24 protein-coding genes and 1 tRNA gene are annotated in these 26,970 nt (G+C 65.9%); 13 read left to right on the plus strand and 12 right to left on the minus strand.

From position 1 onward, the window contains the following. The first annotated feature begins 4 nt into the window (after window positions 1-4). The 4 genes from RH90_RS06245 to RH90_RS06260 are packed head-to-tail and all read left to right on the plus strand — an operon-like array spanning window position 5 to window position 4,997. Entirely contained in the window at window positions 5-2,470 is a 2,466-nt protein-coding gene (locus RH90_RS06245; protein WP_010184564.1) for a TonB-dependent receptor, read from the plus strand. Next, the gene (locus RH90_RS06250; RefSeq protein ID WP_010184565.1) at window positions 2,470-3,201 is read left to right on the plus strand and encodes a tetratricopeptide repeat protein; all 732 of its coding nucleotides are present in this window, start codon (window positions 2,470-2,472) and stop codon (window positions 3,199-3,201) included. Before RH90_RS06245 ends, RH90_RS06250 begins: the two co-directional genes overlap by 1 nt. Further along, window positions 3,195-3,878 (plus strand): Fe2+-dependent dioxygenase, encoded by a 684-nt coding sequence (locus tag RH90_RS06255; RefSeq protein ID WP_010184567.1) that lies wholly within the window; start codon window positions 3,195-3,197, stop codon window positions 3,876-3,878. Before RH90_RS06250 ends, RH90_RS06255 begins: the two co-directional genes overlap by 7 nt. Further along, entirely contained in the window at window positions 3,879-4,997 is a 1,119-nt protein-coding gene (locus tag RH90_RS06260; protein ID WP_010184569.1) for a PepSY-associated TM helix domain-containing protein, read from the plus strand. A 149-nt stretch (window positions 4,998-5,146) separates the two neighbouring features. Here RH90_RS06260 and RH90_RS06265 read toward each other — a convergent pair whose 3' ends face one another. Next, window positions 5,147-9,751: an NAD-glutamate dehydrogenase gene (locus RH90_RS06265; RefSeq protein ID WP_010184570.1), complete on the minus strand. Its 4,605-nt coding sequence runs from the start codon at window positions 9,749-9,751 to the stop codon at window positions 5,147-5,149. A gap of 97 nt (window positions 9,752-9,848) precedes the next feature. Next, window positions 9,849-11,132 carry a PAS domain-containing protein gene (locus RH90_RS06270; protein WP_010184571.1) on the minus strand — a complete coding sequence of 428 codons (1,284 nt, stop codon included), beginning with the start codon at window positions 11,130-11,132 and terminating at the stop codon, window positions 9,849-9,851. 197 nt (window positions 11,133-11,329) lie between these two features. On the opposite strand from RH90_RS06270, the gene RH90_RS06275 reads away from it, so the two are divergent. The 5 genes from RH90_RS06275 (at window position 11,330) to RH90_RS06295 (ending at window position 14,594) form a co-directional block, all read left to right on the plus strand. Beyond that, window positions 11,330-11,405: transfer RNA gene (locus RH90_RS06275), tRNA-Thr, on the plus strand. A gap of 745 nt (window positions 11,406-12,150) precedes the next feature. Further along, entirely contained in the window at window positions 12,151-12,552 is a 402-nt protein-coding gene (locus tag RH90_RS06280) for a DNA/RNA non-specific endonuclease (protein WP_081476877.1), read from the plus strand. Then, window positions 12,542-12,964 (plus strand): hypothetical protein, encoded by a 423-nt coding sequence (locus RH90_RS06285; protein WP_010184574.1) that lies wholly within the window; start codon window positions 12,542-12,544, stop codon window positions 12,962-12,964. Before RH90_RS06280 ends, RH90_RS06285 begins: the two co-directional genes overlap by 11 nt. Before the next feature lie 497 nt (window positions 12,965-13,461). After that, the gene (locus RH90_RS06290; RefSeq protein WP_010184575.1) at window positions 13,462-14,154 is read left to right on the plus strand and encodes a hypothetical protein; all 693 of its coding nucleotides are present in this window, start codon (window positions 13,462-13,464) and stop codon (window positions 14,152-14,154) included. A 47-nt stretch (window positions 14,155-14,201) separates the two neighbouring features. Continuing rightward, on the plus strand, window positions 14,202-14,594 hold the full coding sequence (locus RH90_RS06295; protein WP_010184576.1) for a hypothetical protein: 393 nt from the start codon (window positions 14,202-14,204) through the stop codon (window positions 14,592-14,594). 176 nt (window positions 14,595-14,770) lie between these two features. Here the strand turns inward: RH90_RS06295 and RH90_RS06300 are convergent, their stop codons facing one another. The 9 genes from RH90_RS06300 to RH90_RS06345 all read right to left on the minus strand — a co-directional run bounded on the left by RH90_RS06300 (window position 14,771) and on the right by RH90_RS06345 (window position 22,992). Then, window positions 14,771-15,370: a hypothetical protein gene (locus tag RH90_RS06300; RefSeq protein ID WP_010184577.1), complete on the minus strand. Its 600-nt coding sequence runs from the start codon at window positions 15,368-15,370 to the stop codon at window positions 14,771-14,773. Then, complete coding sequence (locus RH90_RS06305) at window positions 15,367-16,566, minus strand: M48 family metallopeptidase (protein WP_010184578.1); 1,200 nt, start codon at window positions 16,564-16,566, stop codon at window positions 15,367-15,369. The genes RH90_RS06300 and RH90_RS06305 overlap by 4 nt, the downstream gene beginning before the upstream one ends. Beyond that, window positions 16,563-17,315, minus strand: a complete 753-nt coding sequence (locus tag RH90_RS06310) for a hypothetical protein (protein WP_010184579.1) — start codon at window positions 17,313-17,315, stop codon at window positions 16,563-16,565. Before RH90_RS06310 ends, RH90_RS06305 begins: the two co-directional genes overlap by 4 nt. A 664-nt stretch (window positions 17,316-17,979) precedes the next feature. Further along, entirely contained in the window at window positions 17,980-19,815 is a 1,836-nt protein-coding gene (locus tag RH90_RS22015) for a TadE/TadG family type IV pilus assembly protein (RefSeq protein ID WP_051124626.1), read from the minus strand. Between the two features lie 8 nt (window positions 19,816-19,823). Then, window positions 19,824-20,519, minus strand: a complete 696-nt coding sequence (locus tag RH90_RS06325; RefSeq protein ID WP_010184581.1) for a TadE/TadG family type IV pilus assembly protein — start codon at window positions 20,517-20,519, stop codon at window positions 19,824-19,826. Further along, a complete protein-coding gene (locus RH90_RS06330) occupies window positions 20,492-21,073 on the minus strand; it encodes a TadE family protein (protein ID WP_010184582.1) in 582 nt (193 codons plus the stop codon). Before RH90_RS06330 ends, RH90_RS06325 begins: the two co-directional genes overlap by 28 nt. 291 nt (window positions 21,074-21,364) lie before the next feature. Further along, a complete protein-coding gene (locus RH90_RS06335; RefSeq protein WP_010184584.1) occupies window positions 21,365-22,144 on the minus strand; it encodes a sulfite exporter TauE/SafE family protein in 780 nt (259 codons plus the stop codon). Window positions 22,145-22,151: 7 nt separating this feature from the next. Then, window positions 22,152-22,670 carry a rhodanese family protein gene (locus tag RH90_RS06340; protein WP_010184585.1) on the minus strand — a complete coding sequence of 173 codons (519 nt, stop codon included), beginning with the start codon at window positions 22,668-22,670 and terminating at the stop codon, window positions 22,152-22,154. A 4-nt stretch (window positions 22,671-22,674) separates the two neighbouring features. Next, entirely contained in the window at window positions 22,675-22,992 is a 318-nt protein-coding gene (locus tag RH90_RS06345) for a metalloregulator ArsR/SmtB family transcription factor (protein WP_010184586.1), read from the minus strand. A gap of 68 nt (window positions 22,993-23,060) precedes the next feature. Between RH90_RS06345 and RH90_RS06350 the strand changes: the two genes are divergently transcribed. The 4 genes from RH90_RS06350 (at window position 23,061) to RH90_RS06365 (ending at window position 26,405) form a co-directional block, all read left to right on the plus strand. Beyond that, window positions 23,061-23,966 (plus strand): MBL fold metallo-hydrolase, encoded by a 906-nt coding sequence (locus RH90_RS06350; protein WP_010184587.1) that lies wholly within the window; start codon window positions 23,061-23,063, stop codon window positions 23,964-23,966. 140 nt (window positions 23,967-24,106) lie between these two features. Continuing rightward, the gene (locus RH90_RS06355; protein ID WP_010184588.1) at window positions 24,107-25,048 is read left to right on the plus strand and encodes a helix-turn-helix domain-containing protein; all 942 of its coding nucleotides are present in this window, start codon (window positions 24,107-24,109) and stop codon (window positions 25,046-25,048) included. 189 nt (window positions 25,049-25,237) lie between these two features. Next, window positions 25,238-25,774: a sigma-70 family RNA polymerase sigma factor gene (locus RH90_RS06360; RefSeq protein WP_010184590.1), complete on the plus strand. Its 537-nt coding sequence runs from the start codon at window positions 25,238-25,240 to the stop codon at window positions 25,772-25,774. Between the two features lie 19 nt (window positions 25,775-25,793). Further along, entirely contained in the window at window positions 25,794-26,405 is a 612-nt protein-coding gene (locus tag RH90_RS06365) for an NrsF family protein (RefSeq protein ID WP_232280311.1), read from the plus strand. Window positions 26,406-26,567: 162 nt separating this feature from the next. Here the strand turns inward: RH90_RS06365 and bufA2 are convergent, their stop codons facing one another. Continuing rightward, window positions 26,568-26,846 (minus strand): BufA2 family periplasmic bufferin-type metallophore, encoded by a 279-nt coding sequence (bufA2, locus tag RH90_RS06370; protein WP_010184593.1) that lies wholly within the window; start codon window positions 26,844-26,846, stop codon window positions 26,568-26,570. Between the last annotated feature and the right edge of the window lie 124 nt (window positions 26,847-26,970).

Genomic DNA, 26,970 nt, shown 5'->3' on the forward strand with positions numbered 1-26,970 from the left:
CGCTTTGACACTCTCGACCGTTCGCAAGCCCGTCTACCTCGCTCTGTCGTGCGTTGGCGCCTTCGCCAGCCATCCGGCGTTCGCCGATGATGCGCCGCCGCCGCCCGCGAACGACGCGGATCCGGATGCCAAGCTCGACATCATCGTTTACGGCCAGCGCCGCGCCGACCCCAAGCAGGTCGCGCCGTTGCTCGACACGCCCAAATCGATCCTCGTGCTCAACAAGGACACGATCGCGCAGACCGGGTCGAACAGCCTCGCCGACGCGTTGCGCACCGTGCCCGGCATCACCTTCGGCGCGGCCGAGGGTGGCAATCCGATCGGCGACCGACCCTTCATCCGCGGCTTCGACAGCCAGGGCAGCATCTATGTCGACGGCGTGCGCGATCTCGCTTCGCAGAGCCGCGAGGTGTTCGCGGTCGATTCGGTGCAGATCGTGCGCGGCTCGGATTCGACGCTCGGCGGGCGTGGCAGTGCGGGTGGCACGATCAACATCCTGTCGAAACTGCCGCAGGCGAGCACCTTCGGCTCGGCGAGCGCCTCGTACGGCAATGCCGACTACAAGCGCGTCACCGCCGATCTCAACGTCCGCGTCAGCGACACCGCGGCGTTCCGGATCGAGGGCGTGTGGCACGACCAGAACGTCGCGGGCCGCGACGCGGTATATGCAAGGCGCTGGGGCATCGCGCCGAGCTTCACGCTCGGGCTCGGTACGCCGACGCGCTTCACGGTTGGTTTCTACCGGCTCGAGAGCCATGAGCTGCCCGACAGCGGCATCCCCTATCTCAACGTCTGCTCGGCAACAAATTGCGCGCTGCCCGCAGGCAATGTCTTCGCGACCCCCGCGATCGGCACCGTCACGACGCGCGGCGGCCAGACCGGCACGATCTCGCGCAACACTTTCTATGGTCTCAAGAACCGCGATTTCCGCGATGCGACGACCAATCAGGCGACGCTGCGGGTCGAGCATGATTTCGGCAGCGGGATCACGCTGCGCAACACCGCGCGCTTCAACCACGACACCCAGGCCTATATCTTCCTGCTGCCCGACGACAGCACGGGCAACGTCTTCGGCACGACGACGACCAACACCGGCGGCAATCTGACGAGCGGCGGCTATGTCTGGCGGCGCGCCAATACGCGCTATGGCTATAGCAAGGCGCTGATCAACCAGACCGATCTCAGCGGCACCTTTGCGACCGGCAGCGTCAAGCACAGCTTCGTGGTCGGCGCCGAGCTGGCGTGGGAGAAGACGCGGCGCGGCACCTATGTCGTCGCGTCGGGCTCGACGCTGACGCCGCGCTGCACGACCGCGAGCGTCGCGCGCTATTATTGCACGAGCCTGTTCAACCCCAACCCTAACGACCCCTTCGTCAATTATACCAGCGACACGTCGAGCGTGCAGACGCCGATCGTGCGCGGCGCGAGCAACACCGAGACGCAGAACGACGCGCAGACGATCGCGCTCTACGGCTTCGACTCGATCACGCTGCTCCCGCAACTGATCCTCAACGTCGGCGCGCGCTTCGATCGGTTCAAATCGACGGTGACGCTGCCCTTCGCGGTCGGCGCGGTGCCGCTGCGCGTGTCGCGCACCGATGAGCTGTTTAACTGGCAGGCCGGGCTCGTGTTCAAGCCGAGCAAGGAAACCAGCCTCTACGCCAGCTACGCCACCGCTGCGACGCCGCCGAACAGCCTGCTCGGCGAAGGACGCGAAGACAATGCGCTGCCGACGACCACCGCCACGCTGAGCGTGCTCGACTCGCTCAAGGTGCAGAAGACCAAGTCGTACGAGGTCGGTGCCAAGGCCAGTGTGTTCCACGAAAAGCTCGCGCTCGCCGCCGCCATGTTCCAGACCGACATCCAGAACGCGCGCGTCACCGCCGACAGCGGCAGCGTCGCCTTTATCGGCAGCACGCGCATCCGCGGGGTCGAACTAACCGCCTCGGGCGCGGTGCTGCCGGGCTGGACGGTGTTCGGCGGCTATACCTATCTCGACGCCAAGATCGTCGACGGCGGGCTGAGCGCGCTGACGGTCGCCGCCAATGGCGCGGCGGCGGCGACCACCGTCTATGTCACCTCGGTCAACACCGGAAAGCAGGTGCCGCAGATCGCCAAGCACAGCTTCACCGCGACGACCAATTACGAGGTCACCAAGCGCTTCCAGCTCGGCGGCAGCGCGATCTATTCGAGCCGCGTCTATGGCGGCTATGCCGACAACCGCGCCGCCACCCAGAATGCGGCGGGCGTGGTGAGCGTGACGCCCGCGACCGTCCAGTTCGCGCGCGGCGTGCCCGCCTATTGGCGCTTCGACGCGCGCGCCAGCTATCAGCTAACGCCCAACCTCCAGCTGTCGGTCAATGCGCAGAACCTGACCGACAAGGTTTATTTCAACCAGACCTATACCAACCATTACGCGTCGATCGCGCCCGGTCGGACCGTGTTCGGCACCGTGACGGCCAAGTTCTGATGGCGGATGTCACGACGTTGTCGCGCGACGAGATCGCCGCGCGCCTCTCCGCGCCGCCTGCCGAGCGCGCGGCCTTCCTCCGCGCCTGCGCCGAGGCGGGCGAGGCCGAGGCGCAGGCGGTATACGGGCAGATGCTGCTCGACGGGATCGGGGTTGCGAAGGACCCACGTGCGGCACTCGGCTGGTTCGTGCGCGGCGCGGCGCAGCATCACTTGATGGCGATCAACATGGTCGGGCGCTGCTACGATCTCGGCTGGGGCACGCCGCCCGACAAGCGCCGCGCGGCCGACTGCTACCGCATCGCCGCCGAGCGCGGGCTCGATTGGGGGATGTACAATTACGCGACCCTGCTCGCGCTCGGGCACGGCGTGGCGGAGGACAAAGCGGCGGCGCTGGCATGGTTCCGCAAGGCCGCGGCGCTCGGCAACGCCAAGGCGATCAACTTCGTCGGCAGCTTCCACGAGGATGGCTGGGTGGTCGAACGCGACATGGCTGCGGCGGCGCTCTGCTATGCGCGTGCGGCGAAGGGCGGGGATTTCCGCGGGTGCTTCAACCATGCGCGGATGCTGGGCGCTGCCGGGCGGATCGAGGACGCGATCGGCTGGCTCAAGCGCGCCGGCGCGAGCGCGACCCCTGCGTTCGTCGAGAAAGCCGCGGCGTGGCTCGCGGCATCCGATCTGCCGGCGTTTCGCGTGCGCGGTGTTCAGGCGATCCGGGCGGCGGCATGCTGACCGTCATCCCGGACCTGCTCGATGCGGCGCAGGTCGCGGCGTTGCGCGCGACGATTGACGCCGCCGACTGGATCGACGGCAACGCCACGTCGGGGCATCAGTCGGCGCTCGCCAAGCAGAATGCGCAATTGCCCGAGGATTCGGAGGCTGCGCGCAGCGGCGGGGCGATGGTGCTCGACGCGCTCGCGGCGTCGCCGTTGTTCGTCGCCGCGGCACTGCCGCTCAAGGTGTTTCCGCCGTTGTTCAACCGCTACGCTGCCGGCGACGGCTTCGGCGCGCATGTCGACAGCGCGATCCGCATCCGGCGCGGCAGCGATTATCGCATCCGCAGCGACCTGTCGGCGACGCTCTTTCTCGCCGACCCCGACAGCTATGACGGGGGCGAGCTCGTCGTGCAGACGCAGTTCGGCGAGCAGAGCGTCAAGCTGCCGGCGGGGCAGATGGTGCTCTATCCTGCCTCGAGCCTGCACCATGTCGCGCCGGTCACGCGCGGGGTGCGTGTCGCCTCGTTCTTCTGGATTCAGTCGATGGTGCGCGACACCGATGCGCGCGCGATGCTGTTCGAGCTCGATACCGCGATCCAGTCGGTCGGTGCGCGGCTGGGGCAGGGGGATTCCGAGATCGTCCGGCTGACCGGTGTCTATCACAATCTGTTACGCCGCTGGGCGGAGGTCTGAGTGAGCAAGATCAGGGTGCGCAACGCCTGGTTCCAGGTGCACAAATGGATCGGGCTGATCCTCGCGGTGTTGATCATCCCGCTCTCGGTGACGGGCGCGGCACTGGTGTGGGACGACGCGCTCGACCATGCCATCAACCCGCAGCGCTACGCGACGAGCGGCGACGGGTTGCAGCCGATGCAGCGCTATGTCGCGGCGGCGCGCGGCGTGCTCGCGCCGGGCGACCGCATCGCCTCGCTCGCGCTGCCGGTGGCGGCGGGCGAGCCGGTCATCGTCGTCGCGAGCGTGGCCGCCAAGCCCAAGCGCATGGCCGGACCGCCGCCGCGCAAGACCGTGTGGATCGACCCGGCAACCGCGCGCGTGCTCGACACCGCGGGGAGCGGCGGCGGGCTGATCCGCACCTTCCACATGATCCACGGATCGCTGTTGATCCCGGGTGTCGGGCGGCAGGTGGTCGGCTGGATCGGCGTGGCGATGCTGGTCTCTTCGCTCTCGGGGCTGTGGCTGTGGTGGCCGACCGTCGGGCGCTGGGTGCGTGGCCTCCGCTGGCGGCGGCATCGCAACACCGACACCAACCTGCACCATCTGCTCGGCTTCTGGATCGCGTTGCCGTTGTTCGTGCTGTCGCTCACCGGCGCGTGGATCTCGTTCCCGCAGGTGTTCGGGGGCGCGCAGGGTGGGGCGGGCGGCCGGCCCGGTGCGCGGCCCGGCGGACAGCGCCCGCTGCCGCTCACCGCGCCGAAGCTCGCGCTCGACGCCGTGATCGCGCGCGGTGCCGCGGTGGCGTCGGGCGCGATCGCCAAGGTCGATTGGCCGACCGACCAGAAGCCGGTGTGGAAGCTCGCGCTTGCGCCGGGGGATCGCGCCATCACCGTCGCCGACGATGACGGGGCCGCCAAGCTCGTGCCCCCGCCACGCGAACCGCTCGCGCGGACGATGCGGCGGATCCACGACGGCACCGGGATGGGGCTGCTGTGGCAGATCGTGATCTTCCTCGGCGGCCTGCTGCCCGCGGTGCTTGCGGTTACGGGGATCATCATGTGGTGGCGCTCGCGCGGCTGGCGCGCGCAGCTCAAGGCGCGGAAGCAGGCGCGGGGTGACGCCGTCGCAGTGAGCTGATCTCGCTGCTAAAACGTCACCCCGGGCTCGTCCCGGGGTCCACCGTGCCGCGCGACCCGCCTCGGCAACGCGTACGGCACGGTGGACCCCGGAACAGGTCCGGGGTGACGGTTGAGGTGTGACCGTTGGGGCGGGCTGCTACCGCACCGTTACCGCCCCAGAAGCACCCGCGCCTGGCCGGCAATCTGCGCGAGCATCGCGGCGTTGGGCGCCGGCGCGAGCCGAGCGCGGTCGATCACCGCCTTGAACTGCGCAACGCGGCCGGCGTTTTCGGCGAGCCAGCCCTCGACCAGCGCCTGCGGATCACCCCCGACACCGCCCGCGCCGCGCCCGAGGAACTCGAGCCGCAACTGCTGGAAGTCGCGCGCCAGCCCTGCGATGAGCAATCGCTCCCACGGGTCGCTCGACGCGATCCGCGCGGCATTGGCCTGCGCCCAGTCGAGCCCGAGCGCCTGCCCCAGCCGCGTGAACGCCCGCGTCAGCACGGTCTCGTCGATCCCGAGCCGCTCGCCGAGATCGGCCAAGCCCACCGCGCCGTCGAGCTCGAACAGCCGCACCACCTTCTGCACCAGCTTCGCCGGCGCACCCGCGGTCTCGAGCGTCGAAGCGATCCGCGCACTCTGCGCACTCGCTTCCTCGAGCAGCAGCGCCTTGGTCTGCTTGTCGAGCGATCGAATGCCCTTCGACAGCCGCGCGAGCACCGCGCCCGGCCCGGTGCCGCTGCGCGTCACGCGCAGCAGGTCGGCGATCTGCGAGCGCGTCGCCACCGCGACCTCGTCGAACAGCGCGATCCGCGCCGCCTCGGGCATCTCGGCGGTCTCGATCTCGCGCCACAGCTCGGGCAGGTCGAACAGCCGCTCGGCGACGACGAAATTCGCCGCGATGTCGCTCATCGCAGCGCCCTCTTCCTCGGCGAGCTCGAACGGGTAGAGCACGCCCATCCGGTTGACGATCCGGTTGGCGAGCTTGGTCGCGACGATCTCGCCGCGGAGGCGATGCTGGTCGATCGCGCTTGCGAACTTCTTGCGCATCGCGGGCGGGAAGGCGGCGTGGAGATCGGGCAGGAGTTCGGCATCGGCGCCCAGATCCGATCGCTCGATCGCCGCCTGCAGCGCGAGCTTGGCGGTCGCCAGCAGCACGGCGAGCTCGGGCCGCGTGAGCCCGCGCCCTTCGGCCGAGCGGCGCAGCAGATCGTCATTGCCCGCCAGCCCCTCGACCACACGGTCGAGCGAGCCGCTCGCCTCGAAGATCTCGATCAGCCGGACATAGCTCGGCACGTCGCGCGCGCCATCGGCCTCGGCGATCGACAGCGCGAGCGTCTGCAGGCGATTGTCCTCGAGCACGATGTGCGCGACGTCGTCGGTCATGCTCGCGAGGAAGCTGTTGCGCTTCTCATAGCCGAGCCGGCCCTCGATCATCTCGCGGTTGAGCGCGATCTTGATGTTGACCTCGTTGTCCGAGCAATCGACGCCTGCCGAATTGTCGATGAAGTCGGTGTTGATCCGCCCGCCATGCGCCGAGAAGGCGATGCGTCCGGCCTGCGTGACACCCAGGTTCGCGCCCTCGCCGATCGCCGTCGCGCGCAGATCCTCGGCATCGACGCGCAAGCGATCGTTCGCCGGATCGCCGACCGCGATATTGTTCTCGGCGCGCGCCTTCACATAGGTGCCGATCCCGCCGAACCAGATCAGATCGACCGGGGCCTTGAGGATCAGCGAAATCAAAGCGCCGGGTTCGATCTCGCCCGCCTCGATGCCGAGCGCGGCGCGGATCTGCTTCGACAGCTTGATCACCTTGTCGGTGCGCGCGAACACGCCGCCGCCCTTCGAGATGATCGACGAATCGTAATCCGCCCAGGACGAGCGCGGCAGCGCGAACATGCGCGCGCGCTCGGCCCAGCTCGCCGCGGGATCGGGGTCGGGATCGAGGAAGATGTGGCGATGGTCGAACGCCGCGACGATCTTGAGCGTCTGGCTGAGCAACATGCCGTTGCCGAACACGTCGCCCGACATGTCGCCGCACCCGACGACGCGGATCGTTTGCGTCTGCACGTCGACACCACGCTCGGCGAAGTGGCGCTGCACCGAGACCCATGCGCCCTTGGCGGTGATGCCCATCGCCTTGTGGTCGTACCCGACCGACCCGCCGCTCGCGAAAGCGTCGCCGAGCCAGAAATTATGCTCGAGCGCGATCGCATTGGCCACGTCGGAGAAGGTCGCGGTGCCCTTGTCCGCGGCGACGACGAAATAGGGATCGTCGCCGTCATGGATCACCACGTCGGCGGGATGCACGACGGCGCCCTCGACGATATTGTCGGTGATCGACAGCAAGGTGCGAATGAACACGCGGTAGCTCTCGGTCCCCTCGGCGAGCCACGCATCGCGGTTCGACGCGGGCGGGAGCTGCTTGGGATAGAAGCCGCCCTTCGCGCCGGTCGGCACGATCACCGCATTCTTGACGCGCTGCGCCTTCATCAGCCCGAGGATCTCGGTGCGGAAGTCGTCGCGCCGGTCGGACCAGCGCAGGCCGCCGCGCGCGACCGGGCCGGCGCGCAGATGGATGCCTTCGACGCGTGGCGAATAGACCCAGATCTCGCGCCACGGCACGGGGGCGGGGAGGCCGGGGATGAGGTGGCTGTCGAGCTTGAACGCGAGCGCGATCTGCCCGGCGGACGCGAACGCATTGGTCCGCAGCGTCGCGGAGACAACGCTGCGCAAGGACCGCAGGATGCGGTCGTCGTCGATCGCCGAGACCGCGTCGAGCCCGGCTTCGATCGCCGCGTCGGCGGCTTCGATTCCGGCGCGACCGCGCGCCGGGTCATGCGCCGCGCCGAAGCGTTCGATCAGCCTCGCCGCGACGTCGGGCGCGCGGCGCAGCGCGTCGACCACGGTGACGAGCCCATAGGTCAGCCCCGCCTGGCGCAGATAGCGGAACCAGGCGCGGAACAGCAGCACCGACGCCGGCGCCATCGCGGCGTCGACAATCAACCGGTTGAACGCGTCGTTCTCGGCCTTGCCCTCGAGCACCGCCTGGATCGCATCCTCGAGCACGCTCGTATCGGCGGAGAGCCGTACGCCCGCCGCCTCGACGAGGAATTCGTGGACGAAGCCCTGCTCGGCGTCGGCGAGCGCGGTCGGCAGTTCCTCGATCACGCGGAAGCCGAAATTCTCGAGCACCGGCACCGCGTCGGACAGAGCGAGCGCGCCGCCCTGGCGATAGATCTTCAGCCGCGCCGCGCCCTTGGCGTCGCGGTACATCCGTACCGAGCGATCCTCGGGGGTCTCGAGCCGCGCCAGGCGAATGATGTCCTGCGCCGCTTCCTCGGCGGCGTTGGCGGCGCGATAGCCCGCGGGGAAGGTCGCCGCATGGCGCAACGAAAGCCGTGTCGCGCGCGCCGGCTCGACGAGGTCGGCGAGCGCCGCCTCGACCGCGGGAACCCAGCCGCGCACCATCCGTGCGATCCGCGCGTCGAGCGTCGCGGTATCGGGCAGCACGCCGCCGCCGCGCACGTCGATCGTGAAGCGGATCAGCGCGGTGACATCGTCCATCGCGACCGCCCAATTGAGCAGCCCGCCATGCGCCGCCTCGACCAGCATCTCGCCGATCGCGACGCGCCGCGCGGTGGTGAGGTCGTCGCGCGGCAGCCAGACGAAGGCGAACAGATGCCGCCCGAGCACGCTGCGCACCAGCACCAGCTTCGGCCGCGGACGGTCCGCCAGCGACATCGCGGTCAGCGCGACCTCTTCGAGCGCTTCGGGCGTGAAGGCGGTGATCAGATCGTGCGGCAGCGCGGCGAGCGCATGCGTCAGCGCCTTGCCGGTATGGCCCTTGGGATCGAAGCCGAACTTCTGCTCGAGATCGGCGAGATGCTTGCGCAGCACCGGTACGTCCTGCGGCGCGGCGCTGAGTGCGCTGCTGGTCCACAGCCCGGCATGGATCGAGACGCCGACGATCTTCTTCTTCTCGCGCACCGGCACCACCGCAAGATCGAGCGGGAGATGGCGATGGACGCTTGAGATGAGATTGGACTTGAGCAGCAGCGGCGCCTCGCCACCCTTCTCGAACCACTCGATCGCGAGCGCACGCGACGCTTCGGCGAGCATCGGCACCGGCTGCGAATTGCGCGCGAGGCCGAGCGTCGTCTCGGTCGTGCCGCGCCACAGTTCGTGGCCGAGCAAGGTGAAGTTGCGGTCGAGCAGCCAGGCGAGCATCGCGGCGCCCTCGCCCGGCGGGAGCGTCGCGATGTCGGCTGCCATCGCGTCCTGCAGCGCCTGCCAGTCCTGCACCGCGGCGCGGACATCGGCGAGATTGCGTTCGAGCGCGGCGACCAGATCGCGCCGCTCGCGCGCATCGGCGCGTTCGAGCTCGATATAGATCATCGATTCGGCGGGCCCTGCATCATCGACGCCGAGCAACTGCCCGTCGCCGTCCCGCGTCACGCCGAGCACGGGGTGGATGATGCGGTCGATCGAAATGTCGTGCGCGCCGATCGTCGCGGCGATCGAATCGACGAGGAAGGGCATGTCGTCGTTGACGATCGCGAGCCGCATGCGGCGCCGCGGGTCGGTGCCGGGAAGCGGCTCGAGTGCGATCCTGGCGATTCCGGGGTGGCGCTGCTCGGCGGTCGCGGCGACGAATGCCGCGGCATCGATTCGCTCGGTCTTGCCGAACCCCTGTATTTCGCCCGGAAGCGCACCCTTGGTCAGCCGGGCAGCGAGCGTGTCCGACAGCGATTTCAGCGTGGTTTTAGCCATGCGGGCCCCTATGCGCCCGACTTTCCGCGACCTCAAGACTTGTGGCGCTGCACAATTTTCCGGGGACGGATCGGGCCGCGCAGGCAGGGAAGGGGCGTCAGATCGCCCTGGCCATCACGCGTTCGGTGAGCGCCGCATCGTCGTCGAGCGTGGCGACGATGTCGAGCATCCCGCCATCGTTGGCGCGGGCGAGCAGCACGACATAACTGCCGCGCTCGACCGGGGTTTCGATCGCGACGCTGGCGAGTGTCGGCCGCGTGGCGAGCGCGCCAGCATGGCTCTTGCGCGGCTTGGCGTCTGGCGCGCGCGCCGCGCGCTCGGCCTTGACGACGGCCTTGATGCCGCCCTCGAAGCCTTCGAGGAAGGCGCCGAGCTGCCCCGGCGCCACGCCGATGCGGCGCGCATGCGCGAGCACTGCGGCATATTCGGTCAACCGCGTCTTGTCATAATCGCTGCCGAAGACGAGCTTGACCACCGGCGTCATCGGCGCGCGCAGCTGGACGACGATGCCGGCCGAATCGAGCAGCGCGGCATAGCCGTGTGGATCGGCATCGGCGGCGGCGGCGAAATCATGCGCACGGCCGAGCGCGCGATAGAGCGTTGCGCGGCCGCGGACATCGGCGGCGCGGACGGCGGCGGCGGTCTGTTGCGCGAGCATCAGCTGATCGGCGAGGTTCCCGCTCGCGGCGGCCGCCTCGAGCTCGGGTTCGTCCGCCGCGCCGGCGTCGAGGCCTGCGCTCGGGCCGTCGGCCCAGATCGCCGCGGCGGGCGGCGCGCTCGGCGTCGTGCTCACCGCAGCGGCGATCTCGGCGTGAAGCTTGGCCTGTGTCGCAGCGTCGACCAGCTCCTTCCAGTTGATCACGCCGTAGATGAAATCGATCGATTCGTCGTCCGACGAGAAGGGCATCAAAATGCCGCGATACAGCGTGTTGTGGCCACGCGTGTTGACGAACTCGGCCTCGAAACCGATCGGCGAGCGATTCGCGATGATCTGGAGATAATGGTCGGTGAGGCGCGACAGCAGCGAGCGGCTCGGCACATCCGAAATATGCGTGACGCTCGAATCGAGGCTGCATTCCTCGCGCAGCGCGCGGCCGAGATAGGCGATCGCGGGATTTTCGATACCGAGCGAGAAATCGAGCAATACGCTGTGCGGGCCGAAATCGGCGATATTGGCGGGATCGAGATCCTCGATGGAGGGATAGGCGCGGCCACCGAGCAGCGAAACCCAGTGATTATAGGCGCGGACATGCATGCGCCGTTCGTCGGTGCCGACCTCGATCTGCGTTTCTGCCACCCCGGCGCGAGCGCTTTCGTCGGCCTGATCCTCGACCTCGTCAAGGTCGAAGCGATCGTCTCCGAATCCGCGAGCATTGTCCATTGCGCAACCGTCCCACTTGGCCCGCCCCCAACCGATCGGGCGACTGTCATCGCCGCTTGTGCGCCGTGCGTGGTAAACGCGGGGTAAAGGCTCGGGTTTTTGCGTGGCGTCGCGCCGTTTGCCACCGCCACCGCTTGTCAGCCCCCAAACGACCTGTTAAGCGCCCGCCCTCGCACCCGTTCACCGAACGGCGCGACGCCGCTTTAGCTCAGTTGGTAGAGCATCGCATTCGTAATGCGGGGGTCACAGGTTCGAGTCCTGTAAGCGGCACCACACTCGTGAAATCGGACCCCATGCAGGACAAACCTGGGCAATGCGCGGTCGCGTGTTGTTGATCGCCGAAATTTCCGGTTGTCTTGTAGGAAAATGTTGCTCAAATGTTCTCGCCGCATCAGACAGCGAGGGCGGCATGATACCGATATCCGACAGCGAAAAGCGACTGGCTTTCTCCATCTGGCTGCGCACCGGCAGATTGCCGCGTGTAGCCTTGGCCGACGGCGTCGAAGTGAAATTCAATCCTTGGCATGATCCCGCTGACGGTCGATTCACATTTGCCGGGTCGGGGCAGAACTATGGCCAGAGCGGCAGCGGCGGGTTTCGGGGTGGAGGTGGGGGATCGTTTGGCGGTGGGGGTGCTTCGTCGCACGAGGCGTGGCCACGAAGCTCTGGACCTGACGGCAATCGACAGCGGCTACGCCCAATTCCCAATCCCAACGCGAGGCCATCGGGTCCGCCCCCTCGCCCTTCAACGCCCAGGGCCAGCGGTAAACCGCCACCGTCTCAAAATGGCTGGGATGGCGGCGGCTTTACTGGCGGCGGGGGCGGCGACACCGGTGGGGGGCGGAGCTTCATCCACCGTGCCTTGGGGCGCTGATTCGCCCACGCAGCGTCCGGTGGCGAAAGCGACTGCGGGGGCGGGCGGTCGGCGGACGCTCACGCCGACCGGAAAGATGGGTGAGCGCCCAGGCGTCGCCGCTGGACAAACATTGCTTCATCGCGAAGTGCGCAACGGCTACGAATATCAGATCGACGAGACCGGACAAACCGCAGAGTTTCCGGCACCCTGAAACTTGCCGACACGCAGGTGCGATCGAAAACGGCTCAAGCGCAGGCGGGCGGTGTCGATCGGCGGCCGACCGACGATGGCGGTCACTATATCGCAGCACGGTTCGCCGGGCCAACCGACGCCTTCAACCATTTCGCGCAGGATGCAAACTTCAATCGCGGTCGCTATCGCGCGCTCGAAGACCAATGGGCAAGGGCTAAGCGGGCCGGCAAGAATGTCACCGTGAAGATCGTGCCGAGCTACGATGGCATGTCGAAACGCCCTGCCGTGATCGACATCTGGTTCACCGTGAACGGCCACGAGAAAAGCGTGAAAATTGCAAACGAGCCAAAGGAGAAGCGTCGTGGCAAATGACGAAACCGATCGCCTCCTCGGCGAAATTGGCCAGCTTCTGGCAGAAGATACCGTGTATCCGCTCGATGGCACGTTGCTTTATGCCGAGGTCGATTCGAACTACGTCGCGCCCGCAATCTTCAAGAATCGTGGGAACAGTATCGTATACCGGCGTCCCGACCTGGATCGACTGGGCGATGCGCTGCTCGATCTCTGGGATGCCGAGGACCCGGAGAACCGCTGGGAGGAGATCGAGTATCTTATCACGGGCGACACGTTCGAGGTGACATACACCTATGCCGACGACATCGACCGGGAGGAGGATCCGTTCGAGCGCCGCGACCGGATCGTGAAGCGGTATTTTGGGGACAAGCCGATAGTCTATCCGCCTGAGGCGCCCGATGACAGTGGAGCACTCAGCTTCGATCTTTAATCAACCCCGTCGCCGGTAAGAACACGTCGGACCGAAATTGTCCAATGATCTGAGTGCCCATCTTTGTCCCCTGTGGGGCACCATTTGTTGAAACCCGCAGAAATGCTGCGTTTGGGCAGACCTCCATAGAGGACAACATAAGAACTGGCGGCTAGCGATAAAGATATCGCGCTTGCAATGTTGGAAAATGTTGCTGATATGTTCTGGCCTAACCAGACGGGGTGGCAACATGGAGATATCCGCAGCACAAGGACGCCGAGCGTTTGCTCACTGCTGCGAACCGGACGATTGCCGGCAGTGCGCACCGCGGACGGAGTACAACTCAAGTTCAATCCTTATCACGATCCTCAGAATGGACGGTTCACGTTCGGCCCAGGTGGGACTGCCGGAACGACCAAGCCTTCGTCCCGCCGTTTGGCCAGCGTGCGTCCTTGGTAGCCTCCGAAGCAGAGCGGGAATCCGCGCGGGGGAGCAACAGCCGGGCGTTCGAAATCCCTATGACGCTGGAGCAGTCGTTTCCGGGGCTGCAAAGTTCTCCGGGCGGCGCGCTGATCGCGGTCGCTGACAACCTTTTCGACTTTACCGGCCCGGCGAACGAATCGATGGCGCAATTCCTGCAAGATCAGTCGAGGCAGCTTACCTCCCAGATCAAGACGATCGATCCGAATTGGCATTACGATGAGATGGGTCCGACGGACGCATTTGGAAAGCCGATTGTCACCGTTCAGGGTCTTAGCGCGAAAGTTAATGATCTGCGCTTCCAACGCGCCGCATTAGTGGCGCGCGTGAAAGGCGACTACAGTCCGGTCCAAGTCGAGACATTGCGATACGTGCAACAGCGTGCGGACGAGGCTTATGATCAAGGACTGGCATTGCTGGAGGCCGGCCGGCTAAGGCCGACGCTGCATGACCGTGAGGCGTTGGGGAATTACATCGACCGGCAAGTTCGCACGGGCCTTCGCGAGCGTTACAATCAGTTCGGTATCGACTCGGCTGGCCCAGGTCCGGTCCGCGTCAACCGGAGGGAGAATGACAGTTCCGATCTCACCTACCGTCGCCCCGATGCGAGAGTGAAGGATGTCGCATTCGACGTTACGATTGCGCGCAAGACGCTCTGCACTGCGCAGGTGCGCGGTTTCTTCAACACCGACTTCCGTCCGAGCCGCGTCGTCATTATCCGTCCAAGCTAACTCGGTGCCGATCACACCTATGTCCTTACCCGTCCGGAGACGAAACGATGACCCGGCTCAACTCGTACTTCAATCCCAAACCCTATATTCCTGCGTCGCTAAGCGAGATAAACGATCAGCTCGGATCGATGATTCTCTTTGCCCCTACGTTCTTCGATCGAACCCTCGTCTTTGACCATAATATCGACAGTGAGTTTGACAAGCTAACTGGAGGTTTCGACCTGGTTCGAAAAAAATTGGGGGAAGAACGCTACGCCGCGCTTATCGACCTGGCCGCGCGTGCCAAGGCGCTCTTCGCCGCCGATCAGGACGACACAAACGGCAAGACCGACGAGGGACGCGCTCTGCTCTTCGAAATCGAAGACGTATTGCGCGATGCCCGCCGCAGTCGCGTCAAGGCTAAACTGGCTGACGACGACGGGGAAATTACTGGCGATTGATGGAAATTCTTTAATGATCTGAGTGCCCATCTTCGTCCCCTATGGCGCACCACGTTTGGTCTCGGACAGGCACCGTCCCTTCCACCCCTGGCTGTTTGCGAAGCGGCCGCGCGGCGATGACGGATGCGATCGCCGTCCGGAGGCTGCCGTCCGATCGGTCGGTCGCGCGGAAGGGGTCAGGAAAGCTTCGCGGCGTCGCTCAAGGCGCGAAAATCCTGCAGGGATTTGGCAAAAAAGTTCAGTCGCGGCGCGTCGAAGGTTACCAGATAGAGCAAGCCTTTCACCACCGCCGCGCGAGCCTCGCCCTGACGCGGGAGGTTGTCTTGATCGATAAACGCGTAGGTGAAGCGGATGCCGTGCTGCCCAAGAAACGCGTCCGGGGCAGACCCCGTTACGCTGAAAGTGCCGATCTCCCGGACGCTACGGTAGGTGGCTTCCACCAATTCGGGCAGTTCCACCAACAGGGTTTGCCCGGTGAACTTTGGCAACGGCTTCCGTTTTTTGCTCACTTCGCGCACGAGCGGTTCGCCGGGGGCAATGCCGACGTACCACGTGATGTCGTTCAATTGCTCGCCGTCGAGCGTCCAGGTTTCAGCCTTTTTCCCGGGCTTTGCCGACAGCCGGTTCCAATCTCGGGGCGGGGTGACGGTGAGCGATGCGTTGACGATCGAGACCGCTTTGCCTTTCTCGCGATATCCGTTCGCGCAAACGGGCGAGAGCGCGTTCAGCGCCGCGAGCAGCGCGATGGGGGCGAGCCATTTTCTGAGCTGAGTCATTTGTAACCCTCGGAGGAGGTCGCGAGCAAACCGATCATGCTGGCATCCGAAGCCAGCGGCTTCAGCGCAAGGTAGCGTCGCAACGCGGCGCGTCCGTCGCTCATGCGCCCGGTCTTCAGCAAAGCCAGCCCAAGGCCGCGGTGAGCCTCCGCCAAAGCAGGATCCATCGACACCGCGTTATTGTAGAATTCCGCCGCGTTGACCAAGTCCCGCACATTGCCGCGCGCGCGATACAGGTCACCGCGCGCCAACCATAGCGGTGCCGTCCAACCCGTCTCGGCGAGCGCGGTGATGATGAAATCGCTTCCGCCGAAATCGTTGAGCTTGATCTGATCGTCGAGGAAGATCGGCAACCACGCGGAGAGAGCGCGTTTATACCGTTGCGCGCCGTCGTCCCGCGTCGCCCCCTCTGGCGCGGCGAGCGCCGCCAGCGTCGTCGCGCGTTCGGCTTCGGGCGGATGCGTCGCAAAAAAGGCGACTTTATCGAGCTTCGGCTTTCGCAACCCGCGCGCAGCCGACGAGGCTTCTGCCTCGGCGATCATGTTCCGCCAGACGGTCGCGGCGGCCTGCGGACGCAGCGGGCTGGCGTTCAGATAGCCAATCCCCAAGCGGTCCGCTTCCCGCTCCTGATCGCGACCGAAGCGGTAGAAGCTACCGTAAACGGAGAGCTGGAGATCGTTGAAGCGCAACCGCGCATCGTAGCTCGCCGACATTGCCGACAACACCGCTGCCCAGCTCAGCAGGTCGGTAGCCGATCGATGGGCCTTGAAACCCGAAAGGCCGTGGCGGCGCTCGAAATGTCCAAATTCATGGCCCAGCACGGTGCCGAGTTCGGCTTCGTTTCGGACCCGCAGCAGCAGCCCGCTGAACACCCGCATCGTCCCGTTCGGCGCCATGTTCGCGTTGAAGATCGGCGTCCGTAGAATGTAGATCCGCGCACTTTTGCAGCGATCCTGGCCAACCGTTTCGCACAGAACGCCGCGCACATAGGCGTTGAGGGCCTCGTCACGGATGACGATGGGCGAGTCTGCAAGCGTGCGTTCACTCTCGTCGGCCTCCTTCCACGCGCCGATCTCGTCAACGCCCGTTGGCTGATAAACCCCTGCGTAGGGCGGCGGCACAGGCGGGCCGGCGGCCACGATGGGGCCGGCAGGTAGGGCCCCGGCCAATACGGCCGCCGCGACCAAGCGGATCATTGTGCAGCAGCCAGCTTGGGCTTGGCGCTTCCGGGAAAATCCTCGAGCAGCTCTCTCACCCGTTTTTCGGCGCCCTCGGCGGTGCGGACATCGCCGCCCATCTCGCCATCGGCGTTGAGCCACAGCAGATCCCCGGTCTTGAGATCGACCAGCCCGGCATACCCCGCGTGTTCGCCGGATTTGATCGCGAGCCCCGGCCCGAGCAGAGCGACCGCTTGCAGGAGCTTGCGTCCGGTCGAACCGTAAGCATCCTTATTGTATAGGAAGAGCGCATAGTCCGCGTCCTTGGCTCCGGGCAGAGCCGCGATGCCGCTGCCCAGCGACCAATCGAACACGTTCGCCTTGTTGTCGCGCTTCTTCGTCGGGAGCCTATTGCCGACGAAGAACTGGTAGCTGATGACCGACTGCGCGACGGCGGCAAACAAGGCGGAATATTCCGCGACAAGCTGCGCATCGGCGCCGATGGCATCGGGCGCCGTCACGACCCTATTTCCGAGCATCCCCTGACGGGATGCCAAAGCCGCACCGATGTTCTTGATCGCTTGATCGGTCCAGTCGCCGTTCGGCTCGAATAGGCCGCCGGTCGACTGCGCTCCCACGCGCACCGTCGGGCGAAACATCAAGATCGTCTTGCCCGTGTTGGCCGGAAGCGCGAATCCCGCTTTGACGGCGGTCCGCTCTTGCGCCGCCGCAGGTTGCGCGATCCCGGCCGCCGCATACGCGGCGAGCACCCAGACACCAGGTTTCATGTTTCCCCCGAAACGTATCCCCACGGCGGATACGCTATCGGGCAATTCGCTCCTTCACAAGGTGCATATGCTCGGATCGACTGCCCGCCAATCCGAGGTATCCGTAATGCGGGCCTGGCACGGGTCGGTTTTCGCGATTTCGGGCCCGTATGCGAATAGGCTCGGATCGATGCCGATCGATACGGAAAGCGCGACCAACACTAAGGTAGAATTGCACGCTCAAGGACAGCGCGCGCGATCCCGAAGACCTGGCGCGGATTGCCGGAAAACGCCTTGGCGATGCCGCCCTTGCCGAGCGTGGGGGGTATAGGCGCCCGCCGAGCTCAGTATCGGAACGCCGACGACCGGCGCGTTGATATCGTGATGGCCCGACGTGTTGCAACGCAGGTCTGTGCGGTTGTCGGGGTGCGCGACATATCGACCGCGTGCGCGATCCTGTAACGCCCGCAATCCGCGCCGCGCCCGACCAGATCGCCGCCGAGCGCGCCGGTCTGCTCGAGCTCATCGCCGTCGTGCGCGGGGACAACAAAGCCTACTGCATCGTCGACGAGGCCGATTCGTCGAACCGGCCCCGTTCCGCGACCATTATGCGACGGCCACCGAGCGGATCGCGGCGCAGCAGCCACACCCTGCGCGGACTCGATCCGGCCAACCGCCTAGGCGATCATTGCACGAGGCGCGAGGTCTGCAGTGCGGTCGAGAACAATTGCTGGAGCGCCGTGGTGATACTGTCGTTGGCCGACACGGTCTGGACGAGCGCGGCGCCGTTGGTGCCGGGCGAGGCGCATTTCTGCAGCGCGGTCAGCACCTGATCCGAACTTCCCGCACTGCCGTTCGGGTACGGCGACGGAGGCGGCGGCAGGAACGGCGCGACGTTCGACTGCGACCAGGAATCGTTGGCGAGCGCCTCGGGCAGATATTTCGTGTACAGGATCGCGATCTTGATGCCCTTTGCCTTGATCGACGTGCAGACCGACTGTTCGTTCGAGCGCAGCGGGCCGAAATAGCGGCTGGGCTGATCGACCATGCCGTCGGTGACGAGGAACAGGATCTTCTGCGGCGTCGCGTCCTTCGCGCCCGAGCCCGCGGTCGGGATGATGTTGTTCATCGCCGTGAGCATATTCAACATTTCGGTCGCCTGGTCGTTGTTGCTCGTTCCCTTGGCCGGCTGGCTGTTCTGCCACCAATAATCGTCGCCGGGAAACAGGCTCGAGGCGGAGAAGTTGCTGGGGTACGATGCGACATCGGTGAGCTGGTTGAGCGTCTGGACGGGCGTTGTGATGTTCGGCCGGCTCCAGTCGAACGAGAACATCTGCGCCTGATAGGTCACTTGGTATTGCTGCGCCTGGTTCGCGGCAAACGGGATCAATTGGGTGGCGGCCGCGACGACCTCGTCCTTGCGCAGCACGATGCTGTCGGGGCTCCCATAGAGCAGCCCGTAATTGTGCGTCAGCCAATAGCCATCGGCCCAATAGCCGGTGTCATAGGTCGAAGACGAGCTGGTGGGGGTGCCGGGTGTCGAACTGCTGGTCGGGTTGCCGGTTTTCGGGGTGGTCGTGGAGTTCGTCGTCGGGGTCGCCTTCGTGGTCTTGGTGATCGTTACCGGACCGTTGTTGTTATCGGCGATCGAATAGGTGTTCGTCGTGACCGTGGTCACCGTCGTGGAGGTGGTCGACGGGTTGGAGGTCGTCCCGCCGTTGGTGGTGGTGGGCTGCGTTGTCGATGTCGTCGAGCTGTTCATCGGATTTCCCGACTTGTCGAACAGCAGCTTGGTCGTGGGATTGTAAAGGTAATAGACGTTCTGATTGGCGGCATTGGCGGTGTAATAGCTCGAAGACAGCAACACCTGCAGGCCGGCGCTGTTCTTGACGTTGATATTGTCGTTGTGCGGCAGATATTCATGGCACGAGAAGGCGCAGCCGGTGACGTCCTGCACCTTGCGGATGCCATCCGAGGTGGCCGGGAGCAGCATCGACGGCGAATTGTCCATCGCCAGATAGAAATCGACGTTGGGCGGCTGCGCGGCATTGGCCGAGGCCGTGCCGTGCACCGTCAGCGTGGTGGCGCCGAGGATGCCGCCGAAGATGTTGGTCGACTGTGCGGTGTAGGTGACCGTCGCGGTGCGCAGATATGCCAGCGTCTGGCCGCTGCCCGTCGTGCCATCGGTGATCGTCGAGGTCCATTGCTTGCTCTGCACGCCGCTGAGCACCGAGGACTGCGAGTCGAACATCCTATCGGCGGCCGCTTTCGACTGATCTCTCGACAGCAGGATCATCGCCGGCGAGACCGCCGCCAGCGCCGCCGCATCGGCGGCGGAATTGAGGTGGGTCTGCAGCCGCATCGCGCGGGCATAGTCGATCCCGAAGCCCGTCGCGAAGGTCAGCGGAATGATGGCAAAGCCCATGATCATCAGCACGCCGCCCTTCCGGTCGGCGCGAAGCCGGGCGAAGAGCCGAACCAGCGATGCCCAGGGGCTGCGCGCACGAGGAGAGTTCGTCATAGGTGCACCTAGTAAAGGCGGGGAGACATATAGATCGTGTCGCTCAGCTGCGTGGTCGGCAGGTTAAAGAAGGTCACGCCGGGCGTGTACTGATAGGTGACCTTTCCCATGAACAGCCAACCGCCGGCGGTGCCGACCTGGATCTTCTTGGCGGTGCCCGGCGCGAGATTGTTGCATACGTTCGAGCCGTCGGGCGAAACCGGCAGCAGCGGGGCGGTGACCATCGCGGCCGGGATCGACACGATCGAACTCGCCGACTGGGTCTGGCCCGAGGGGAGCGTGCCGGCGGTGTGGGTCGAGGCGACCGCGGTCGCGCCGCTGCCGTCGGCGGCCTGTGTCTGCGCCTGGGTCCAGACGACATAGGCGTGCGTTGCGTCGCAGACGCGCAGCAGCGAAACCTGTTCGGTCGCCTTGTCGAGCTTGTACGGCGACAGGACCACCGCGCTGGCGCTGAGATACGATGTCGCGCTGGCGTCCTCCGGCTTGTTGTAGATGATCGCTGGCGACATGGTGCGTCCGACCAGATCGACGACCGAGCGCGTCGCGGTGGTGACCTTGCGCGTGCACGAGATCAGGTCGAGCGCGGCCGACCCGCCGAGATACATGACGATCAGGACCGGCAGGCACAGCGCGAACTCGATGAGCGCGACCCCGCGGACGCTGTCGGACAGACGCCTCAGCACGAGGATTGCGCCGAATTGCACGAATAGGCCTCCGTCGTCAGCACCGAGGTCGCGACGAGCATGCGATTGTTGTTGGGCTGGTTGACGAAGTTCAGCCCCAACGGCCCGACGCCGGTCGGCCACAGATAGATGAGCTGGAGCACGACGATCTGATTCTGTCCGTCTCCGCCCGACTGGGTGTTGTAGCCGGTATTGGTCGAGGTGATGACGCCTTGGCTATTGTAGGTGAAGGTCGGCGCCGCGGTGCTCGCCACATTGTAACTGTTCGCGGTGCTGACGTTGACGGTGAGCCGGCTGCACGACAGCATCGGCGGGAGCAGCGCCGGGATCGTAATCGTCTGGCCGTTCGGGTCGGTACCGGTCGTGCCGTTGCAGATCGTGTTCTTCAAATCGCTGGCCGACATGCCGACATGCCCGTTGGCGAGCGCGAGCGTCTGCGCAGACCCGGTCGTCAGCAGGCGCGCGGCCGCCAGCGCGGCGGTCTCGAGCATCTGGTGGGCGAGGAAGATCAAGGCGGTATAGAGGACGGCGAGCACCAGCGCGATGAACGCCGGCCCGACGATCGCGAATTCCATCGCGGGGGAGCCGTCGCAGTTTTGCAGCAGGTTCCGGCGATGGCGCGGCACCGTTCGTTGAGCTCGGATCGTATTGCGCAGCACCGGCACGGCTTGGCCTCCCTGCGCGCGCTTATCGGCGACTTCTCTTTCAAATTTCGTTAACGTCCCGGCAGGGCGGCCTGCCTCCGTCGCGAAAATCGACGGCTCGCGTAAAGGCCGCGAATCCTGCGGTAGATCTCGCTCAGCCAGACGCTAAGCAGGGCGCACGAAGAAAGCGCGGTCGAGGCCGGGAGTCGCCGATTATCCGGGTTAGCGCGATGACGCGGCGACATAGGCTCCAATGGCGATGACCACGCCGGGAAACCCCCGCTCCAGCAGTTTCTTATGCGCGGATGCCACGCGACCTGCGGCAATGCCCGCGACGGTTCCCGCCGCCCCGCCGACGATGAGGAGCATGGTGACGGGCCAATCGACCAGACCCGAGATCGCATAGGAGGTCGCGGTCGTCAGGCCGAGTGCACTGACCACGACCAGCGACGTGCCGATCGCAACGGAGAGCGGCATGGCGGTGGCGAGGATCAGCCCGGGCACGATTAGGAACCCGCCGCCGATGCCGAAGAACCCGGCTGCAAACCCCACGCCCAGCCCGATCGGGACGAGCCGCGGCAGGAGCGTCGTGGCCGTGTCGCGGGTCAGGCGAACGTCCGGTTGCTCCGCCATGCGCCGCGTGCGCAGCATCGACAGACCCACGCCGATCATCAGCAGGCCGAACAGGACGAGCAGCCGCTTGCCGTCGACCGCCTTGCCGATTTCGGCACCGAACGCTGCGCCGATCATGCCCGACACCGCGAAGACTCCCGCGCAGCGCCATTTGACGCGACCCGCGCGGGCATGGCCCGCCAGCGCCGCCACCGCATTCACCGTCACCGCGACCGCGGCGGTGCCGATCGCCGCGTGCGCGGATCCGATCCCGACGCCATAGACCAGCAGCGGCACGGCGATGATCGAGCCGCCCCCGCCGACCAGCCCGAGAATGAGACCGATCACCCCGCCCGAGGCGAGCGCGGCAAGGATGGTGGTCGTCTCCATCGTCGGCTCAGGCGGTCACGCGCCAGTTCCACGGCATCAGGCGCACCACTTTGGTCATCCCGCACCAGCCCGTCGCGCCGGCATAGGTCAGCCCTGCGCCGATGAACGCCGACACGCCGAAAAACGCAGGCGAGACGAACAGGCCGAGCACCACGCCGGCCAGCACCAGCGCACCCGCGGTGATCTGCACTTGCCGCATCATGTCGAGCGGCTGGGCGCGGTCGACCACGGTCGGATGACCCGCGCCGCGCCAAGCGTCGATCCCGCCGTCGAGGATATAGGCGGGCGCGCCGTGCGCCGCATCGGCAAGCTGCCGCGCATTGGCGGCGGTCCGCATCCCGGAGCGACAGTGAAAGACGACCGGGCTTTCATCCTGGACAAGGTCTCCGATACGCTCGAGCGGCAGGTTAAGCGCGTCGCGGATGTGTTCGCGCGCATATTCGTCGGTTCCGCGAATATCGACGAGGCGGGCTCCGGCATCGATCGCGATGCGGGCATCGGCTGGGGAAAGCGTGGTAGGGGTCATCGCGTCAATCCTTGCAATACAATTGGTAGAGCGTGGTGAGCAGCATCTCGACGCGCGGATCGCCGAGCCGATACCAGAGCGTCTGGCTTTCGCGGCGGAAGGCGACGAGGCCTTCCTCGCGCATCTTCGCGAGGTGCTGCGAGCAGGCCGATTGCGACAGGCCGACATCGCGCGCGAGGTCGCCCACGGTCATTTCGCCATGTTCGACCAGTTTGCACAGCAGCATCAGCCGCCGCGCATTGCCGATCGCCTTGAGGGTATCCGCGACCTGGTCGGCCTTCTGCTCGAAGGTTGCCAGGTCCATCGACGCGGTGAGCATCATCACAACTCCGTTAGAGGTTGCTAATTTAGTGATCGTTCATATATAGTCAAGACTTAGCGGAGACGATCATGACCCGACCTTCGATCACGGCCTTTTTCGACGCGCTGACGAACACGATCAGCTATCTCGTCGCTGACCCCACGACGCGCACCGCCGCGGTCATCGACCCGGTGCTCGACTTCGATCTGGCGAGCGGCATGGCCGATACGCGCTCGGTCGAGCGGATCATCGCCTTCGCGCGCGACAGTGACTGGCGGATCACGATGGTGCTGGAGACCCACGCCCATGCCGACCATCTCTCGGCCGCGCCGATCCTCAAGGCGCGCACGGGCGCATCGATCGGGATCGGCGCGCACATCCGCGACGTGCAGCGCATCTTCCGCCCGGTCTTTGCGATGACCGCGCTGAAGACCGACGGCTCGGACTTCGATCGACTGTTCGAGGACGGCGACCATTTCGCGATCGGCGACCTGGATGTCGAGGTGTTGCACGTCCCCGGCCATACGCCGGCCGATGTCGCCTATCGGATCGGCGATGTGGCGTTCGTCGGCGACACGCTGTTCATGCCCGATTATGGCACGGCGCGCGCCGATTTCCCCGGCGGCGACGCGCGCACCCTGTACCGCTCGATCCGGCGATTGCTGTCGCTGCCCGACGACACCCGCCTGTTCCTGTGCCACGATTACAAGGCGCCCGGCCGCGACGACTATCGCTGGGAAACGACGGTTGGCGAGCAGCGTCGTACCAGCGTCCATGTGCGTGACGGCATGAGCGAGGACGATTTCGTCGCGATGCGCGAGCAGCGCGATGCGGGATTGTCCGTTCCCAAGCTGCTGTTGCCCGCGATCCAGGTCAATATTCGCGCCGGTCACTTCGAAGAGGCGGAGGCCAACGGCATCACCTACCTGCGGATCCCGGTCAAATGGCGCGATGACCCTGGCGGAGGCGAGACACCGACCGTTGCAGTGACATAATGCCGCAACGGCTGTTCCCGGACGTTCCCTATCGGAATGCCCGTGCTCGATCGTCCCACGACGTGCCGCATCATCCGTATCTCGCGCTTCGTTGCAAATCGTCTGGAATGATCGCGATAGAACCGCACACAGTGCCCGCCATGAACGAGACCGCCATCGATCAGATTCTCGCTGCGCTCGTGGTGAACGTGAAGGAGTTCGCGGTCTGCGAGTTCACCGCGACCTCGGCGATCGAGATCAAGCAGCTCGACAAGATCGAAGTCCACTTCGTTCTTGCGGGTACGCTCTATCTCGGTTTCCCCGACGGCGCGTGCATCGCGGCGCCGGTGGGCAGCGTGGTGCTGGTGCCGGCCTATATCGATCAGGTCATCGGCGGGTCGGCCACGCCTTCCGAAATCTTCACCTCGCAGGAGACGTGCCGCAAGCGGCGCGATGGCTTGATGCATTATGACGCGACGATGGGAGGCCACAGCAGCGTCGTCGTCGCCTGCGGCCAGATCAAGGCCGACATCGGTGAATCGTTCGGGCCATTCGAAGGGCTGAAAGCGCCGATCGCTTCGCACATTGCCGATGAATCGATCGTCGACGTCGCGTTTTCGACGATCCTTCGGGAAACCGGGGTCGCGTCGCTGGGAAGCAAGGCGCTGATCGGATCGCTGATGAAGGCGTGCCTGATCCTGGCGCTACGCAGCGCGGCGCAGGAGCGCGGCGCCCGGAAAATCCTTCCGGGGCTGTTCGAGCGGCCGTCGCTCGCGCGTGCGGTGGCGCTGGTGGTCGAGGATCCGACCGCCCATCACAGCCTGGCGGATCTCGCCCGCGCCGCCGGGATGAGCCGGTCCAAGTTCGCGAAGGTCTTTGCGCAGACGGTGGGGTCGCCCCCCATGGAATTCGTCAACCGCGCGCGTCTCGACAAAGCGCGGGAGATCCTCTTGTCGACGCCGATCGCGATTTCCGACATCGCCCATCGTGTCGGCTTCGCCAGCCGCAGCCATTTCAGCCGCAGCTTCCGCACCGCTTTCGGGATCGATCCGACCGGCATGCGCCGGAACGGTCTGACCAGCGAGGTCCAGGATGTGCAATAAGCCAAAGCCCTCGGATGGGAGAGCCCGGCACCGCCATGCGCTGCGGCCTGGAACCGCACGGGTATTTCTTTTTGGCGAGACTGTAACCGGCACGCCCGCCCGGCCGAACGACGGGACGTGCAGCACCGCCCCCGCCTTGCGTTTCAACGATCGGCCGACGCCGCAGTCCCGGCGCCGGGGAATGCGTCAGTGAGCGACACGATCGACCAATGGGGCCAGTTGATGGCCGCGGCGCAACAGGGGCATGCCGCCGCCTATCGCCGGTTGCTCGACGAAATCCGGCATTGGCTGAAGGGCTTCTACGCCCGGCGGCTTCCCCCGGCGATGGTGGAGGATGCCGTCCAGGACACGCTGATCGCGATCCATGAGAAGCGGCACACCTATGACCCGGGAAGGCCGTTCAAGCCGTGGCTGATGGCGGTCGCGCGCTACAAGTGGATCGATCGGCTCCGCTCGATGAGCCGCTCCAGGACGGAGGAACTCCCCGAGGAGATCGCCGTTGAGGACCATGAGAGCAGCGTGACCAGTTCGGTGGTTCTGGCGCGTTTGATGACCGAGCTGAAACCCGCACAGGCCGAAGCCATTCGGCTCGTGAAGATCGAGGGATTTTCGGTCGAGGAAGCCTCGGAGCGGACCGGCCAGTCGGGATCGCTGATCAAGGTCAACATTCACCGGGGGCTGGCGCGGCTGGCCGCGATTGTTCAGAAGCAAGCCGATGTCGAATAATGCGTTGATCGATACACTGGTGGGAGATCTCCGTCCGGTAGCCCGGCCGAGGTTCGGCCCGCAGATTGTCCTGCTCGTCGTGCTCGCGGCCGTCGAGCTCGCGGGCTTCCTCGCGCTTGGCACGATGCGCCCCGATATCGGCGCGGCGCTCGGCCGTGCCGCCTTTTGGTGGAAGATGGCGGGGCTCGCAGTCCTTGCGCTCATCGGCGTGGCTGTGGCGTTGCGGTCGTTCCGCCCCGAATCGATGCCGCGCCAGGGACTGCGTCGCTGGGCGCTGGCCCTTGCGGGGATCCTCGTCGCCGGCACGGTCATCGGGGTTGCCGGTCTGGGCGTCGACGGGCTCGCGGCGCGATTGATGTGGCGGATGGGCGTCGAGTGCCTGACCGTCATGACGGTCCTCTCGGTTCCGCCGGTCGTCGTCCTCGGCTACATGATGCGCCGCGGCGCGCCGACCGATCATCAGGCCAGCGCCGCAGCGGTCGGCGTCGCCGCGGCGGGGTGGGGCGCCTTCATCTTCGCGTTTCACTGCCCGAGCGACGATCCGTTCTACATCGTGTTCTGGTACGCGCTCAGCTGCGCCGCGATTACGGTGCTCGCGCGCGCCATCCTGCCCCTGATCTCACGCTGGTAGCCGACGCACGAAGGCTGTGGACGGTAGCAGTGGCGGGCTCCTCCCCGAGTCCCATCCCGAACGGGCCTTTTGCAGACGTACCCTACCGCCCGGCAGCGTCACGCCGCCGGGCGGTAGTGTATGCGGGTCGGGCTCGGCCGTTCAGCCGAGCCCGCTGGCCGCTCAGCCGGCCTTCGGGGTGAGGCTGCCGCCCATCTTCGCGCACGACTTGGCCGAGAGGTCCTTGAAACCCTGGCCCTTGCAGTCGTTCTGGCCCTTGCAGTCGTGCGTGCCCGACTTGCAGTCCGACTGGCCCTTGCACGAATTGACCCCGTAACAGGGCTGCACCTTGCCCGAAGCGTGCGCGCCGGCGGCCTGTGCCGGGCTCACGGAAGCGACGCCGGCGATGGCGAGCATGGCAGCGGCGGAGGCGATGGCAGCGCCCGTCTTGAAGGTCTTCATAGCAAACTCCTGGATTGAGACATGGTCTTGCCGAGTGGCAGCGATGGTTTCGCCGGCCGGAGACGGCCGGTTACAGAGCGGGTTTAAATCTAAGCGCAGGGTCGATCTGTAACCGCGGCGCGCG

The organism is Sphingomonas sp. PAMC 26605, assembly GCF_000241485.1.
Taxonomy (GTDB): domain Bacteria; phylum Pseudomonadota; class Alphaproteobacteria; order Sphingomonadales; family Sphingomonadaceae; genus Sphingomonas.